The sequence below is a fragment of the Baekduia sp. genome, assembly GCF_035996765.1.
Taxonomy (GTDB): domain Bacteria; phylum Actinomycetota; class Thermoleophilia; order Solirubrobacterales; family Solirubrobacteraceae; genus Baekduia.
On sequence record NZ_DASYJG010000059.1, the window covers coordinates 1 to 15555 of the forward strand.

Here is a 15555-nt window from a genome sequence, read left to right on the forward strand (position 1 = left end):
CGGCTCGAGCTTCGGCGGGCACGCGCTGTACGTCAAGGACCGGCGGCTGCACTACGTGAGCAACTACGTCGGCGCGCTCGAGCAGATGGTCGTCGGTGAGGAGGACATCCCCGCGGGCGCGAACCAGATCCTGTCGGCGGCGTTCGAGAAGGACGGCGGCGACAACGTGTCGGCGACCGGCCTGCTCACCCTCTACCACGGCGAGAAGCAGGTCGGCCAGGGCCGGATCAAGACGCAGCTCGGGGCGTTCGCCATCGCCGGCGAGGGCCTGCGGACCGGGCGCGACGGCGGCAACCCGGTGACCCGCGACTACCCGGGCGAGCGCCCGTGGCAGTTCACGGGCGGGCGGCTGCGCACGGTTGCGGTCGACGTCAGCGGCGAGCCCTACGTCGACCTCGAGCGCGAGGCCGTCGCGATGATGGCGCGCGAGTAACCATCGACGATGAGCGCCCTCGGATCCTGGTCGGATGGACCGGCGCGCAAGGCCATCGTGGACTTCGTCGCGCAGACGTGCGCTGGGGTTCCGGTGGCCGAGCGCGTCGCGGTCTTCGACAACGACGGCACGCTGTGGTGCGAGCAGCCGCTGCCGATCCAGGCCGACTTCATCCTGCGCCGGCTGGCCGAGATGGCCGCCGCCGATCCCGAGCTGCGCGATCGCCATCCGTGGAAGGCCGCCCACGAGCAGGACGTCGCGTGGCTCAGCGCGGTGATGACCGAGCACTACGCCGGCGACGACACCAAGGTGAAGGTGTTGCTGGGCGGGATCCTCGCCGCGTACGCGGGCATGAGCGTCGAGGAGTTCGAGGAGCGCTCGGACGCGTTCCTGCGGACCGCGCAGCACCCCACGCTGGGACGCGCCTACCTCGAGTGCGCCTACCGGCCGATGGTCGAGCTGCTCGCCTACCTCGAGGCCAACGGGTTCACCAACTACATCGTCTCGGGCGGCGGGCGCGACTTCATGCGCCCGGTCACCGACGAGCTCTACGGCGTCCCGCGCGAGCGGGTGATCGGCAGCACCGCGGCGTTGACCTACACCAACGACGACCGCGGCGGCACGATCACCCACACGCCGCGGCCGGAGTACCTCGACGACGGCCCCGAGAAGCCGACCCGGATCTGGAGCCGCACGGGCCGCCGCCCGCTGCTGGCCGCCGGCAACACCAACGGCGACGTCCCGATGCTCGACTTCGCCCGGCATGCGGACAAGCCGTTCCTGCGCCTGCTCGTCCTCCACGACGACGCCGAGCGCGAGTTCGCCTACACGACCGGCGCCGAGCAGGCGCTCGAGCGCGCCGCGAGCGAGGGCTGGACGGTCGTCAGCGTCAAGGACGACTGGACCACCGTCTTCTAGGCCTTGCCCACCCCGCGCGCGATCAGGAAGACGCCGAGCACGACGCACAGCACGACGGCGATCCGCCGGCTGTTGGCCGAGACCCAGCCGTTGACGTGCTCCACGAGCGTGACCGTGCGCTCGGGCGCGACGACCAGCCCGACGAGCGGGATCTCGGCCAGCGCGAACATCACGACGTTGAACGCGACGACGAGCACGATGACCGCGCCGGTGCCGTGGTGGCCGGCGGCGATGTCCTTGAGTCCGACGAGGTACGCCGCGCCGGGCAGGTTGATTGCCAAGGCCGCGAGGAAGACGATCGGGACCGAGCCCCGGGCCAGGATGCGCTGGGTCAGCGGCTCATGTGCCGCGGTCGCCGCGTCGGCGCCGGCGGCCCGCCGGCGCTCCTTGAACCGCGCGTCGGCACGCGTCGCGATCGCGACCGCCAGCAGCAGCGCCAGGCCGCCGACCGAGACGTCGGTGATCCAGCTCAACCCGGCGCGGTCGTTGTCCACCGCGCCGGAGCCCTTCAGGACGGCGACGATGCCGAGCCCCAGCGCGATGCTGATCGTGAGCCCGCCAGCCAGGTAGGCGGCGAGCAGCGGCCGGCGTCGCGGCTGCGAGAGCAGGATCGCGACCGCCGCCAGGAGCGTCGGGTAGAGCGCGGCGTCCAGCGCGACCACGAGGAGTTGGAGCGGCATCTGTCGTCGCACCTCACCGCACGCCGGGCGCGGTGCCGTCACCCCGAACGGATGATGACCGCGCGGAGCCGTCGAGGTTCGATGGGTGGGTGACCACCACCGCCGCAGCAGGCCCCGCGAGCGCCGCGACGCGCAACGGAGGCGCCAAGCCGACTCGCACGACCGCCGACCGTGCCGAGCAGGGCCGCGCGGTCCGCTCCGCGGTCCCGCGGTCGAGCCTCGCCGACTGGGCGCCGGCGCCGGATCGGCGCGACCCGGTCGAACTGCTGGAGGAGCAGGCCGAGACCCGCGTCCAGGAGCTCGTGCCGATCCGCCACGGCCGCATGCTCGTCTCGCCCTTCACCTTCTACCGCGGCGGCGCCTTCCTGATGGCGGCCGACCTCGACGACTCGCCGCGGACCGGCCTGACCGTCCAGCTGTGCGGTGACGCGCACCTGTCCAACTTCGGCGCCTACGCCGCGCCCGACCGCCGGCTGGTCTTCAGCGTCAACGACTTCGACGAGACCCTGCCCGGCCCGTTCGAGTGGGACGTCAAGCGGCTGGTGGCCAGCTTCGCGGTCGCCGGGCGCGACCGCGGGTTCAGCCCGCGCAAGCGCAAGGCCATCAACAAGGCCGTCGGCCAGGCCTACCGGGAGTCGATGCGGGAGTTCGCCGCGCTGGGCAAGTTCGAGCTCTGGTACGCCCGCATCGACGTGGACGAGATCGCCGAGCGGCTCGCCGCGCAGGCGAGCCCGAAGGAGGTCAAGCGCTTCGACCGCAATGTCGCCAAGACCCGCAGCAAGGACAGCCTCAAGGCCTTCGGCAAGCTCACCGAGTTGGTCGACGGACAACCGCGGATCATCGGCGACCCGCCGCTGATCGTCACGATCGAGGACGTCGCCAGCGACGAGGAACTGCCACAGATCGAGCAGTTCATCAACAGGATCATCCGTGACTACCGGCGCTCGCTCCCGAACGACCGCCGTCACCTGCTCGAGCAGTTCCGGTACGCCCACGCGGCGCGCAAGGTGGTCGGCGTCGGCAGCGTCGGCACCCGCGCGTGGATCATGCTCATGCAGGGCCGCGACGCCGCCGACCCGCTGTTCCTGCAGGCCAAGGAGGCCGAGGCGTCGGTCCTCGAGCCGTTCCTCGGCAAGAGCGCCTTCGCCAACCACGGCAAGCGCGTGGTCGAGGGCCAGCGCCTCATGCAGGCCGCCAGCGACCTCATGCTCGGCTGGGTGCGCATCAACGGCATCGACGGCATCAGCCGCGACTTCTACGTCCGCCAGCTCTGGGACCAGAAGGGCTCGGCGGTCGTCGAGACGATGGGCCCGGAGATGATGATGGCCTACGGCCAGCTCTGCGGATGGACGCTGGCCAAGGCACACGCCCGGTCGGGCGACCCCATCGCGATCGCGAGCTACCTCGGCTCCGGCACGGCGTTCGATCGTGCGCTCGCGGACTTCGCCGAGACCTACGCCGACCAGAACGAGCGCGACTTCGCCGCCTTCCGCAGCGCCGTCGACTCGGGCCGGCTCAGCGCAACGCCGGGTCTCTGACACGCGGCGGCTCGCCGACGGCCTCTTGGACCGTCGCGAACACCGCTCCCTCGCCCAGCGCGTCGATGAGCCCGGCGCGCTCCCAGAGCGCGAGCACCGGTGGGTGCACCGAGGCGAGCTGCAGCGACGACCCCTCGGACGCGAGCTCTTCGGCCACCTGCTTGAGGATGTCGGCGCCGTCGGTGTCGGTGAGCAGGACGGCCTCGGCGTCGACGATGAGGCGGGCCGGCGCGCCCTCGTCGGCGACGATCTCGCGGATGCGGGTCCGGAACGCGTCGGCGTCGGCGAAGAACAGCGGTCCGTCGACGCGCGCGATCCGCACGCCCGGCAGGAGCTCCAGGCCTTCGTGGCGCGACAGCACGTGGAACCGGCCCGTGCGGGGGTCGCGCCCGAGCTCCCGGACCGACGTGCGCGAGGATCGGGCGATCAGGAGCAACAGGGAGAGCACCACACCGATGAGGATCCCTTGGGTGATGCCGACGAACAGGATGCCCAGGCCGGCGCCCATGAAGAACACCCAGTCGGCGCGGTTGACGCGGTAGTAGCGCCGCCAGTCCACGAACGTGACCAGCCCCACCATCGCGTCGATGACCACGGCGCCCAGCGTCGCGGACGGCAGCTGCTCGAACAGCCCGGCGAGCAACAGCATCGTCAGGAGCACGAGCGCGGCGTTGATGAGCGACGCCATCTGCGTCTGCTGGCCGGCCGCCTCCGCCACCGAGGTCTTCGACAGGCTCCCGTCGCTCGCGAAGCCGCCCACGAACCCGGCGGCGCCGCACGCGAAGCCCTGGGCGATCAGCTCCTGATCGGTGTCGATCTCGTAGTGGTGGCGGCTCGCCATCGCGCGCGCCGACGCCAGCGACTCGGAGTAGCCGACGAACACGATCGAGAGGGCGCCGACCAGCAACGCCGACGTCTCGCTCCAGCCGACGCCGGGCAGCCCGACCGACGGCAGGCCCGTCGGCACGTGGCCGGTGACCGCGACACCGTGCGACGACAGGTCGAGCGCGGCGGACACCGCGATGGCGGCGACGACGACCAGCAGCATGCGCGGCCAGCGGGGCGCGAACCGGCGCATGGCCAGCAGCACCGTGAGCGAGCACACGCCGACGGCCAGGGTCGTCGTGCTCGTGTCGGGGATCTCCTTGATCGTCCCCCACAGCTCCTGGGCGTAGGAGCCGCTGACGCTGTCGACGCCGAGCAGCTTGTGCGACTGGTCGATGATGATCCCGATCGAGAAGCCGAGCACGAAGCCGGCCATGACCGCCTTGGACAGGAACGTCGACACCCACCCCATCCGCAGCAGGCCGAGCACGAGGTAGACCAACCCGGTCGCGATCGCCAGCGCGGCGGTCCAGCCGATCGCCTTGTCGCTGCCGAGCGCGGAGGTCCCGATGATCGGCGTGATCGCGGCCGCCGACACCGCGCACACCGCGGCGCTCGGGCCCTGCGCCAGGTGGCGCGAGGTGCCGAAGATGGCGTAGGCGACGAGCGCCACGAACGAGGTGTACAGGCCGTACTGCGCCGGCACGCCGGCCAGCGACGCGTACGCGAGGCTCTGCGGGACGAGCAGGGCCCAGACGGAGAGCCCCGCGACGGCGTCGCCGGTGAGCAGACGACGGTCGTAGGACGGCAGCCAGCCGGCGATCGGGACGTACCGGCGCAGCAGCGCGCTCATCGCGAGCTTGCGGTGGCGGACCCGTGGTGGACGTCGGCCTCGGCGTCGCGGGCTCGCGCGACAGCGACGCGGCGGCGGGCCCAGGCGTACGGCGGGGCGTCCGCCGGGATCGTGGCGTGGTCGAGATGATCCTCGAGATCGGCGAGCTTCACCGCCCGTGCCAGCCGGCCGGCCGCGCCGCGGGCGCCGACGATGCGCGACACGTAGGACTCGTAGGACTCGGTGTCGACGTGGGTCAGCAACCCGAGCGCCTCGAGCTCGACGCGCGTGAGGCCGTAGACCTGGAGCTCGAAGCTCGTCACGCCGGAGCCTTCGATCGCGTCGTGCAGCCAGGCGACGGCCCGTGCATCGGCGGGCACCGCGCCCTCGACGCGGGCGAGGTGCTCGACGACGAGCTCGCCGAAGCGGGTGCGCTGGCCGCCGTGAAGGCGTCGCGCGACGCTGCGGGCTACGACGGGGTCCATGCGCTTTCCATCGCGCCGGCGATATGGCGTCGCGCCCAGGCATACGGCGGCAGGTCCCAGCGCAGCGGATCCTCGGCCGACTGCGCGAGCAGGTCATCCAGCTCCGCGAGCTCGATCGCGCGCGCGACGTCGCCCGCGGGTCCGGGCGCGTGGGCGATCCGCAGCATGTGGAGCTCGAAGCGCTCGTCCTGGGCCGGCGTCAGCAGGCCCAGCGCCTCCTCCTCGAGCGCCGTCATCCCGTCTTCGCGGAGGGTCGCCGGGCGGGTGTCGCTGTGTTCGAGCACGTCGTGGAGCCACGCGGTCGTGCGCGCGCCAGGCGGCACGGCGGCGACCACGCGGACGACGTGCTCGATCCGCAGCTCTCCGAGCCGATCGCGCCGGCCATGGTGGCTGTAGTAGGCGATGCCGCGTGCGATCTCGGGTTCCACGCCAGCATTCTGGCGCCGGCGTTGTGCCCTGCCATCACCCCGTTCGGACGATGCGAGCAGGGCTTTCGCGTCCTACGCTCGGCGCATGCTCGCTTCTGCCGATCGCACGGTCCGCGCCACCCACCACGTCGCCAACCGCCAGGTGGACCGGCTCCTGCTCTTCACCGCGCTGCAGTCGGGCACCTGGTACGCCCACCGCCGCGCGCGCCGCACCATGCCGCGGGTCGTCAGGGGCACCGCCGTCTCGTCGGGCCTCGTCGCCGCGGTGGCCGTGGGGACCGGGCTCGCCGTCGTGCGCCATCGCCTCGGCCTCGACGACGGCCACGGGCGCGGCAACGGCGCGCCCGTCGCTCCGCCGGCTCCGTAGCCGCACCGGGCGTCATGAGCCGCGAGCGCTGCATGGCCGCGCTCTTCGCGCTCGGAGCGGTGTGCTTCGTCGTCGCCCCGTTCCCCGGCTACGCCCAGCTCGTCGGCGCGCAGGCCGACGCCATCACGTTCTTCATCGGCTCGCTCTTGTTCACCGGCGGCGGGATGCTGCAGGCCGCGATCGCGTTCCCCGAGCGCCGCTCGGCGCGCACCGGGCGAGCCGCGTGGCGTGCCGCCGCGATCCAGCTCGCCGGGACGTTGTTCTTCAACATCACGACCTATCAGGCCGTGCACACGTCGCTGACGAACACCAGCTACGACCGCGTCGTCTGGCGACCCGACGCGTTCGGCTCGACCTGCTTCCTGCTCTCCGGCGTGATCGCCTACCGCGCCAGCGCCCGCGACGGCTGGCGCCCGGCCCACGACGGCGCCGGCTGGTGGGAGCCCTCGCTCAACCTGCTCGGCTGCGTCCTCTTCGGCATCGCGGCGGTCGCCGGCTACGTCGTGCCCGCAACCGGCTCGCCGCTCGACCTGGCCGCGGCGAACGTCAACACCGTGCTGGGCGCGGCGTGCTTCCTGGCGTGCGCGGTGGCGACGCTGCGCACCGGCCGCACGCGCAAGTCACCGCGCTTGCAGCGCCTGCGGGCGCTGCGTCGCCGCCGTGCGACAAGGGCCGCCTGAGAGAACCGCTCAGCACTTGTCCTTGGTCGCGTCCGAGAAGCCCTGGAAGGCGGTCACGACGTTCGACACGTCCTGGGCGACGCTCACGGCGCCGGTGGCCGAGGGCGTCGAGCCCAGGCTCTTGGCCGACGCGTTCAACGCGGCGACCGAGGAGCTGATCGCCGAGGTCTGCTGCGGGAAGTCCGCCTTGGCCGAGGCCACCAAGGCCTTCGTGTTGGCGTCGATCTTGGCGAGCTGCGACTGGACCGCGCCGAGGCCACCGCTGACGACATCGACGCCCTTCAGGTCGCTGACCGATTGCTGGAGGTTGCTGCGGTCAGCGCAGTAGGCCGGCTTGTCGTTGCTCGAGCTGCCGCACGCCGGGAGCAGCGCTGCGGAGGTCGCGGCGACGGTGAGAGAGCCAATGAGGCGGGGCGGGAGGCGCATCGTCAGCCGACCGTATGGCCCCGATCCTTCGGGTCACATCATCCGCATCGGGTGAGGTACACGCTGCCGGCTGGTTCTCAAGGCGCACCCAGAACCCCTACCGCATCACCTTCCAAGCCGGTCCGCCTAAGAGACCATCGCCCGAGACGCCAACCCAGGGTCGGCTCACGCGATGCTCTAGAGCATCTGAAAGAACTCGCTCTCGGTAAGGATCTGAATGCCGGTCCCCTCCTTCGCAAACTCGACAGCGCGGCGCATCTTCTCGCTGAGCCCGTCCTCTTTCAGCACATACGGATTCTGCACGCCGGTCACGAGATAGTCGGTCTTCCGCGTCGTTGTCGGACGAACCGTCGCACCTCGTTCTGCTGCCAACCCAGCGGCCTGTTGGCGTGTGTAGTGACCAAGCGCGCCAGTAAACGCCAGGCACGCTCCGTAAAACGGATGCTCCGGATCAGCATCGAGATTTGGATCCGCGAAGCGCGGCTTTCTGTATTTCGCGCCGCAGCGGATGTCCTCCGCACCTAACAGCCCGAGACGCACCTCAAGGCGCTCTGCAGCTTCCTCCAACGTCGCCACCGAGAGATCCGAGAGGAGTCGAAGCCCGACCTCGGCACACGCCGTCGCGTCTGCCGCCGCATAGTGATGGCGAAAATCCGGCAGTCCCAGATGGTCACAGATCCAAGGCAAGCTGTAGCTCGGTAGCCCGGGCCAACACCTTCGACTGAGAGCAACCGTGCATGCGTAGCGGATGTCATCGATTGCTATCGCGCGCTCATGACACTCAGCACGGATGACGGAGAAGTCGAAGCCGGTGTAATGGGCCACGACAACGCGCTCCGCTAGGAGGTGCACGAGTTCGTGCCACACGATGTCGAACGTCGGCGCGTGCGCGGTTTTCGCGGGTCCGATCCCATGGAGGCGCGTGTTGAACGCGTCGTACTCATTGCCCGGCGGCTGGATCAGCCAGGTCGTGGTACGCGAGATCTCTCCCCCATCAACTTCCACGACCGCGAGCGAACATGCGCTCGCACGCGATGCGGTCGCGATCTCAAAGTCGATCGCTACCCAGCTTGACGTCGTCGATCCCACGCGATCTCCTCTATGCCCGACTCGGAGCGCACCCGCGACGGTGACACGCGGAGGCAAGCATAGGCCAACTCATAGACCTTGAGCTTGGACCCAGCGGCGAAGGATGCGCAATGGTTGCCGGATACAAAGCTGCCGCCGGTCATGATCTAGAGACCCGCGTGCTGTTTTAGAGCAATTCTCGGAGGTGTTCGAAGCGGTCGAGCACCTCATCAAACGGTGCGAACGCGGCCGGGAACAGCAGCTCGCACTGCGCTGTGTAGTCAGCGGCGAGCGCATGGCGCAGCTTGCCGGCGGGAAAGAGCGCTTCACTTTCGTTAAAGCGCAGCTCTGAGGGTGGGCGGTGGCTTTTGGGAAACCACATGGCGCTAAGCCGGTCGTAGTCGCGACAGATCTCTCGGTACTCCTCACCGCCAAGCATGCGCACGACCTCGGGGCGGCCGGCGAGCGCGTGCAGGTCTGCGTAGTGGCGAGCGTCACGGGCGATCGGCGTTTCGTCTTCGAGCAGGCGCATCACCTTGGAGTGGATGGTGAAGAGCTTCTCGACGAAGGTGCGACGGAAGTGCAGCAGCGTCATCTCAAAGCCGCTGACGTCCTGAGCGATCTCCCCGAGACCTTGCTCGATGACGAAGTCGGCGAGCAAGGAGCTAATCTCGCGCTGCTCGACGGGGCGGTCGCCACTTTGGACACCGGGCTCGACCCGCACGGTCGCCGCCACCCCTACCAGCGCATCAAAGCGTGTGGCGTAGGCGAAGTAGTCGGCACGACCGCGACCACCGATCGTCTGCCCCTCCTTCGAGCGCAGCGTGAGCGCTGGATGCTGGGCTACGGCGTCGCGCAGTGCCCGGAGCTCGCGATCGATCGCCCGGCTGGTGTTGAGTGTGGGCGCAAAGCGTGTGGGATCGACGAACAGGTCGACGTCTTCGGAGAAGCGATCGATGAGCTCCCAGCCCTTGGAGAGGCTCGTGCCACCCTTGAAGATGACCCGATCACCATAGGTCGCGGTGACGATGCGCAGGACTTCGGTGACGTAGTAGTCCTTCTCGATGAATTGCTCGTTGAGCCCCCGCGCCTGCGCGGCGGCCACCAACAGCGCGGCGAAGTCCTCGTGTTCGCAGAGCCTCATTTGGCCTGCCAAGCGCGAGCGTTGGGCAGGTGACCGAGCACGCCGAAATCAAACCGCGACAGCGGGTTGAGGCTGTTACGCAACTTGCCGATGTCGCGTGGGTCTGCATCGGTGAGCTCACCAAGGGCACCGAGCATCGCTCGCACACGCGGCGGCTCTTCTGCCGCTGCCGCCGCAAGACGCGAAAAGCGCCGCCGGTCCTCCAGCAAGTTCTGGAGTCGGCTGATGGTCTGCTGTGGTGAGAGGTCAGAGGTCGCGGCACGGTCGCGCAGGAGTTCCAGCAAGGCGCCGTCCTCAGGTCCGAGTGACGCGCGCGCCGCGGGCCGACCGGTCCGGACCCGGCTGCCCGCCAGCGCGGTCGGTGGGTCATTGGCCGTGGTCGCGTACTCGCGCCTCGCCGGGTTCTGGGTGCTCAACCCGAGCACATTGGCCGCCGAAAGACCAGCCAGATGAACGGGCCTCACCAGCGAGATGGCCACCGCACCACTGGTCGCCGGCATGCTCGGCCCGAGCACGGTCATCCGCGGACGGAAGTACACCCCCTTGCTCACACGTTGCAACTCCCCCTCGCGCGCCAACCGCGACAGCGCTGTCGCCACCGCCGAAGCCGACAGCGCTTCGAAATCGCCATGACGCCAGAAGCGCTCACCCCCCGCGAGCACCCGCCGACGCACCAGGCCCGCTGCACTCCGTGTTTTGACTCCGATACTCATGCTAAGTTTTTCCTGCGAAAAACATAGCATATGACCAGTCTCGTGACGCCGGACGCGGCGTTCTACTCCACCGACTTCCGCCAGTTCCTCCTGCCCTACGAGTCAGTCCGGACCGCCGCCGACCCCGACGCGACGTTGTTGGGGTTCTTGCAAACGACCTACGACGCGGCGGCCGACCTGGGCGGCTGGGACCGTGCCGCGCTCGAGTACGTGCCCGTCGAGGGCGCCCGCCCCGACACCCCGCATCGATCGCCTTCCGCCGCCCCCTCCAGTAAACTCCCGAAGCGACATCATTAACAATATGACCCCCGCGACCGTTGCCACGGCCCGGGGGCATGACCCAAAGGAGTAGCGACTCCCATGAGTGCCCACCAGGGTAGCTCCGCCTGCCGTATCACCGTCGACCCGTCGACCGCCGACGTGTTGCGCATCGAGGCCAAGAAGGTCTTCATGTTCAACCACGAGCCGCTGGAGGACTTCATCGACTACGTCCCCGCCAAGCAGTTGGCGCTGGCCGACATCTTCCGCGATGCCACGGCCGTCATCGACGTCCTGGGCTGGGACCCCGACACCGCCGCACGCCAGGAGAACGTCGAGGTGCCGTTGACCCCCGGCCACGTCCAGCAGCTGCACCGCCGCCGCTGCGACCTGCTCGACACCAACCTCGACCTGCTCGACAACATCGGCGCCGACAACGACGCCAACACCGTCGTCATGTCCGAGATCTACAACAACCGCCACGGCGTCGAAGCGCTGAACCGCCTCTTCGAGGCCTACACCACCACGATCACCACATAAGCCACAGACAAAGACACAGGCGGGCGGCAGCCATCAAGCCGCCGCCCGCCGAGTGATGCTCAGCCGGCGGTGCATCGGCTCGGCGAAATACTCCGCGAGACAGCTCCACGGTCTCCCCGCATCACGCCACGCATGACCGATGGGCGCACCGATCGCTCACCGTTGTTGATGACTAGCGTGGCCGATACCCTTGCGCTTGTGCGTCGCGACACCTCGAACACCGCCTCGCTGCCACCGAGCATCCAACGGCTCATCGCCGAGGGACGCATCCTGTCAGCGACCCGCGACCTTCACGAGGTGCTCCGCGAGATCGGCCATCCGCCAGGTCCCGTGAGCGACGCCGGCACCCGAGCGCTGCAAGAGCAGCGCGGTGAGCGTGCCTGACACCGTCGTATACGTCGACACGTCGGCGCTGGTAAAGCTCATCGTCGACGAGCCAGAAACCGACGGCCGTGCGCACCGAACTACAGCGACGCGACGTCATCGCCACCAGCGTCATAACACCCGAGATCCGTCGTGCCGCCGCCGCCCTCCAGCCGAGCGCAGTCCGATCACTCGACGCGATCCACCTCGCCACCGCGACGTCGCTAGGCGATGAGCTCGCTGGCCTACTCACCTATGACATCCGGATGCAGGAAGCGGCAACGGCGCTCGGAGTCACGGTGATCGCGCCACGCTGAGGGCTGGCCAGGCAGCGCGACTTGTACGCGGATTCGGCAATAACCGACGATTCAGGCACTTAAGCCCTTAAGTGCCTGAGACGATCAACACGTAGTCCAACGGCGCCGCGTGGACGCTGTGGCAACGCCGACGACGCTCACGCGCGGCCGCACAGTCAGTTGGCGTGCACGTCGCCCGCCAGGGCGCGGAAGATCGCGAGGTGGCGCTGGTACATGAGGCGGTATTTGTCGGCCAGCGCTCGCGGCGCCATCAGGCTGCCCTCGCGGGCCTCGCCATCGGCGGACTGGATGTCCATGATGTGGTCGCTGACCTCCAACCGGGCATAGGCGCGGTCAAACGCGCTGCCCGTGTGCTGGCTGGTGGCGCCGATCTCGTGCTCCTGCATGATGCTGGGGCCGGTGGGGAGCTTGACGCCGAGGCTCTTGGCCAGGGCCTGGACGGCGTGCAGCTCGCCGGAGTGGTCGCGAACCATCACGCGCCCGGCCGCGCGAGCCTCGCGCGAGTGACCTTTGGTCTCGGCAATCTTGCCCATCTTGATCTCGAAGTGCGCGCCCTCGGCGGTCTCGATCAGGAAGTGCCGGTCCCAACGCGGCACGCTGTTGGCCGAGGCCAGAGAGGACAGTGCCAGCATCAGCGCCGTGGTGAGAAGAAGCAGGCGAGCGATCATGCTCGTGGGCTGCCCGCCGGAGGCATCGCACATGCACCGATGTCGTGGGCGCAGCCGCCCGCCAACGCTTCACCGGACACGTCGAGGGCCGCCGCCATCATCACCGCCCGGACGGCACCAGGGCCCGCAACCAGGCGTCGATCGCCGCGAAGTCGCGGTCGCTCACCGCACGGGCCGGGAACAGGCCGTGGCCGTGGACGCGGCGGAAGTCGCCGACGCCGTCGTCGTAGGTCATCCGGCCGCCGAGGTAGCCCTGGACGACCACGCCGGCGACGATCAACACCGCCAAGGCCGGCACGACCTTCGGCCGGTGCGCCGGGCCGTCGCGGCGCCGCGCGCGGTACCAGTCGTCCGCCGCGGCAACCGCGAGCACCGCGACCGCGATGCCCAACCAGAAGTGCGCGTTGCCGACCCGGAAGTGCTGACCGCGCAGCGTCATCTGCGCCTGGCCCCAGACCAGCAGCCCCGTCGCGCCGGCGGCGGCGATCCCGACCAGCGCCGCGCCCAGCGCCCACGGCTCGGCACCCACCACCGCGGGCCCGCCGCGCCCGGCCCGACGCAGAAAGTGCAGGATCGCGAACAGCGGGATCGCGACGACGGCCAGATGGGTCGCCACACCGTGCAACTCGGAGAGGTGGGGCATCGCGCGCCGGACCGTAGGCCCGCGCATCTGACCCCAACCTGAACGCCGCGTGACGTCCGGCTAGACGGGCTGCGAGACCGGCTCGGGCGGCGCCTCGGCACGCCGTGCCGGCTGCTCGCCGCGAGCCAGCGGCGCCTTGACCTTCATCCGCTCAGCCACGTAGTAGGACCCGATGACGAAGACCGCGGCCAAGACCTGGACGGCGAGCGTCTCCCACGTCGAGTACATCTCAAACCACGAGCCCATCCACTGCGGCACGGTGAACGGTGTCTCGTGACGCGGCAGCCAGCCGAGGTCCTGGAAGCTCAGCGCGGTCCCGCCGATCATCACCACCAACACGACGCCGATCAGCACCCCGGTGGCGATCAGCATCTTCTTGTAGGGCAACTTGCGCTGGGCGACGAACGTCATGACACCCACGGCGGCGGTCGCTGCCAACCCAATCAGCACGCCTCAACCCCGCGCACCTGGGCGTTCTTGGCGTCCTTCCGACGACCCTGCGCTTCAGCGCACGATCCCGGCGTGCCCGATCGAGTAACGACCGGGCTTCGGCCGGACCGCCATGCCGTGCGGTCCGTGACCGACGGCGATGTGGTGCAGTAGAACGTGCGCCCGTCGGGAGCGAGCTTGACGTCCTGCGGCATGGCGCCGGCTTCAGGTGCGCTTGTGGCGAAACATGAGTCAAAGCGGGACACGTTGCGCCAACTTCGCTAGATGAGACATCGTGTCCCTTTTTGGCCTAGGATGGCGTCCATGGCCAAGGACCAGAATCCGGTCGGCAAGCGGCGCCGTCGCCGGAGCGACGCCGCGTTGAATCGGACCAAGCTCGTGGAGGCCGGGCGCCATCTGCTGGCCGAGAACCCGGACGCGACGATGCTTCAGATCGCGGCCGAGGCGGGCATCGGCCGCGGCACCGCCTATCGGCATTTCCCGTCGCGCGAGAACCTGGTCGAGGCGGTGCGCCGCCAGGAGCGCGACGACGCCGAGGCCAACGAGCTTGAGTTCGTCCGGCCGCCCGGCGAGCTCGCACACACGGCCCCGACACCGTTGTCGGTGATCGACGTCCTCAACAAGGTCCCGCCCTTCCAGCTCGGTGATCAGATCGTCGCCGAAGCTCAGCGGCTGGTCGGCGTCACCGCCGCCGCGGTCTACCTCTGCGATCTCGAGGGCGAGACGCTGCAGCGGATGGCGGGCGGCGGCGGCTTTCCGGATCGGCTCCCGGTGCCGCTGGCGGTCGGACCTGAGATCCCGCGCGAGGGCATCGAAGCCCTGCGCGCGAGCATCGAAGAGGCGTTGCCCGGCGTCGCCGTGGCGCCGATGTTCTTGCGGGGCCGGGCGATGGGCGTGCTGGTTGCGATCGGCGCGGGCGACGACGCCCTGCGCGACCTGGCCGCTGAAGCCGCGGCGGTCCTCGCCCTGGCCAACGACTACACCGACGCCATCGCCGCCGGCCGTCGCGTCCGGCCGACCAGCGCCGCCGCAGAGATCCAGCAGAACCTGTTGCCCCCGCGGATCCTGCGCATCGCCGGAGCGTTGATCGCCGGCAACGTCCTTCCTGGTTATGACATCGGCGGAGACTGGTTTGACTACGCCGAGAATCGCGACTGCGCGTGGATCGGGATTGCCGACACCGAGGGCGGAGGACCCACCGCGGCCGGACTGGGCGCCGTCATCCTCGGCGCGTTCCGCGCAGCGCGCCACGAGACCTCGGAACCCGGCATCGTCGTGCGCGCTATGCACGAGGTGCTGCGGGAGGTCTCGCGTGGCAAAGCCACCGCCCACGTCACGATCGCGACGTGGAACGGAGCGACCTCGACGATCCGCTGGGTGACCTGCGGCGACCACGCCCCGATCCTCATCACCGTCGAAGGCGAGCTCAAGGTGCTCAGCGATGGTGTGCTGCCCCCGCTGGGCAAGGGCAGGCTGCCCATCGAGCCGGTGGCCCAAGAGCGACGGATGGCCAACGGTGAGCGGCTGCTGCTGCTCTCCGACGCGATCATCAACCGCCCGACGATCATCGGCGAGACCCTCGGGCTGCCCGGCATCCTCGAGGCGGTCCGCAAGGCCCCGGTGACGTCTGCCGCCGGCACGCTGCGCGCGATCGAAGACGCCGTGCGCGAGGCCATCCAGGATCCGCTGTCTGACGACGCCACCGTCGTCGTCCTCGTGCCGAACCCGGCGATCACCCAGGTCGCGACCAGCGACGGCCGCGGGGGGGGGGGGGGGGCG

18 protein-coding genes and 3 pseudogenes are annotated in these 15555 nt (G+C 69.7%); 10 read left to right on the forward strand and 11 right to left on the reverse strand.

The annotated features are described in order from the left end of the window. Both VGO10_RS13305 and VGO10_RS13310 read left to right on the forward strand, forming a co-directional pair. Positions 1-433: pseudogene (locus VGO10_RS13305) on the forward strand (arylsulfatase); the annotation flags it as partial. Positions 434-442: 9 nt separating this feature from the next. Next, positions 443-1351 carry an HAD family hydrolase gene (locus tag VGO10_RS13310; protein ID WP_327469065.1) on the forward strand — a complete coding sequence of 303 codons (909 nt, stop codon included), beginning with the start codon at positions 443-445 and terminating at the stop codon, positions 1349-1351. Here the strand turns inward: VGO10_RS13310 and VGO10_RS13315 are convergent. After that, positions 1348-2031, reverse strand: coding sequence for a GAP family protein (locus tag VGO10_RS13315; protein WP_327469067.1), 684 nt, complete (start codon positions 2029-2031; stop codon positions 1348-1350). The genes VGO10_RS13310 and VGO10_RS13315 overlap by 4 nt on opposite strands. 89 nt (positions 2032-2120) lie before the next feature. Between VGO10_RS13315 and VGO10_RS13320 the strand changes: the two genes are divergently transcribed. Next, entirely contained in the window at positions 2121-3569 is a 1449-nt protein-coding gene (locus VGO10_RS13320) for a DUF2252 domain-containing protein (protein WP_327469069.1), read from the forward strand. On the opposite strand, the gene VGO10_RS13325 is transcribed toward VGO10_RS13320, so the two are convergent. The 3 genes from VGO10_RS13325 to VGO10_RS13335 are packed head-to-tail and all read right to left on the reverse strand — an operon-like array spanning position 3547 to position 6139. Continuing rightward, entirely contained in the window at positions 3547-5247 is a 1701-nt protein-coding gene (locus VGO10_RS13325) for a SulP family inorganic anion transporter (RefSeq protein ID WP_327469071.1), read from the reverse strand. The genes VGO10_RS13320 and VGO10_RS13325 overlap by 23 nt on opposite strands. Further along, positions 5244-5711, reverse strand: a complete 468-nt coding sequence (locus VGO10_RS13330) for a hypothetical protein (RefSeq protein ID WP_327469073.1) — start codon at positions 5709-5711, stop codon at positions 5244-5246. Before VGO10_RS13330 ends, VGO10_RS13325 begins: the two co-directional genes overlap by 4 nt. Then, positions 5696-6139: a hypothetical protein gene (locus VGO10_RS13335; RefSeq protein ID WP_327469075.1), complete on the reverse strand. Its 444-nt coding sequence runs from the start codon at positions 6137-6139 to the stop codon at positions 5696-5698. The genes VGO10_RS13330 and VGO10_RS13335 overlap by 16 nt, the downstream gene beginning before the upstream one ends. An 85-nt stretch (positions 6140-6224) precedes the next feature. Here VGO10_RS13335 and VGO10_RS13340 point away from each other — a divergent pair, with 85 nt between their 5' ends. Continuing rightward, positions 6225-6506: a hypothetical protein gene (locus VGO10_RS13340; protein ID WP_327469077.1), complete on the forward strand. Its 282-nt coding sequence runs from the start codon at positions 6225-6227 to the stop codon at positions 6504-6506. A 14-nt stretch (positions 6507-6520) separates the two neighbouring features. Next, on the forward strand, positions 6521-7186 hold the full coding sequence (locus VGO10_RS13345) for a hypothetical protein (RefSeq protein WP_327469079.1): 666 nt from the start codon (positions 6521-6523) through the stop codon (positions 7184-7186). A gap of 9 nt (positions 7187-7195) precedes the next feature. Here VGO10_RS13345 and VGO10_RS13350 read toward each other — a convergent pair whose 3' ends face one another. From VGO10_RS13350 to VGO10_RS13365, 4 genes are all read right to left on the reverse strand, one after another. Continuing rightward, positions 7196-7612 (reverse strand): hypothetical protein, encoded by a 417-nt coding sequence (locus VGO10_RS13350; RefSeq protein WP_327469080.1) that lies wholly within the window; start codon positions 7610-7612, stop codon positions 7196-7198. A gap of 177 nt (positions 7613-7789) precedes the next feature. Further along, on the reverse strand, positions 7790-8701 hold the full coding sequence (locus VGO10_RS13355) for an exonuclease domain-containing protein (RefSeq protein WP_327469082.1): 912 nt from the start codon (positions 8699-8701) through the stop codon (positions 7790-7792). A 166-nt stretch (positions 8702-8867) separates the two neighbouring features. Beyond that, positions 8868-9824: a nucleotidyl transferase AbiEii/AbiGii toxin family protein gene (locus VGO10_RS13360; RefSeq protein WP_327469084.1), complete on the reverse strand. Its 957-nt coding sequence runs from the start codon at positions 9822-9824 to the stop codon at positions 8868-8870. After that, positions 9821-10537 carry a DUF6088 family protein gene (locus VGO10_RS13365; protein WP_327469087.1) on the reverse strand — a complete coding sequence of 239 codons (717 nt, stop codon included), beginning with the start codon at positions 10535-10537 and terminating at the stop codon, positions 9821-9823. The genes VGO10_RS13360 and VGO10_RS13365 overlap by 4 nt, the downstream gene beginning before the upstream one ends. A 42-nt stretch (positions 10538-10579) precedes the next feature. Here VGO10_RS13365 and VGO10_RS13370 point away from each other — a divergent pair. From VGO10_RS13370 to VGO10_RS21840, 4 genes and pseudogenes are all read left to right on the forward strand, one after another. Beyond that, positions 10580-10753, forward strand: a pseudogene (locus VGO10_RS13370) (DUF5996 family protein); the annotation flags it as partial. A 144-nt stretch (positions 10754-10897) separates the two neighbouring features. Further along, positions 10898-11335, forward strand: coding sequence for a hypothetical protein (locus tag VGO10_RS13375; RefSeq protein WP_327469091.1), 438 nt, complete (start codon positions 10898-10900; stop codon positions 11333-11335). Positions 11336-11512: 177 nt separating this feature from the next. After that, positions 11513-11719, forward strand: coding sequence for a hypothetical protein (locus VGO10_RS21835; protein WP_414642237.1), 207 nt, complete (start codon positions 11513-11515; stop codon positions 11717-11719). Beyond that, a pseudogene (locus VGO10_RS21840) lies at positions 11712-12015 on the forward strand (type II toxin-antitoxin system VapC family toxin). Before VGO10_RS21835 ends, VGO10_RS21840 begins: the two are co-directional and overlap by 8 nt. A 155-nt stretch (positions 12016-12170) precedes the next feature. On the opposite strand, the gene VGO10_RS13390 reads toward VGO10_RS21840, so the two are convergent. From VGO10_RS13390 to VGO10_RS13400, 3 genes are all read right to left on the reverse strand, one after another. Beyond that, entirely contained in the window at positions 12171-12683 is a 513-nt protein-coding gene (locus VGO10_RS13390; RefSeq protein ID WP_327469095.1) for a DUF4142 domain-containing protein, read from the reverse strand. 100 nt (positions 12684-12783) lie between these two features. Next, the gene (locus VGO10_RS13395; protein WP_327469097.1) at positions 12784-13326 is read right to left on the reverse strand and encodes a DUF2231 domain-containing protein; all 543 of its coding nucleotides are present in this window, start codon (positions 13324-13326) and stop codon (positions 12784-12786) included. A gap of 60 nt (positions 13327-13386) precedes the next feature. Then, a complete protein-coding gene (locus tag VGO10_RS13400; RefSeq protein ID WP_327469099.1) occupies positions 13387-13737 on the reverse strand; it encodes a hypothetical protein in 351 nt (116 codons plus the stop codon). 342 nt (positions 13738-14079) lie between these two features. On the opposite strand from VGO10_RS13400, the gene VGO10_RS13405 reads away from it, so the two are divergent. Next, positions 14080-15555: PP2C family protein-serine/threonine phosphatase (locus VGO10_RS13405; RefSeq protein WP_327469101.1), on the forward strand; the 1476-nt coding region annotated here is incomplete at its 3' end.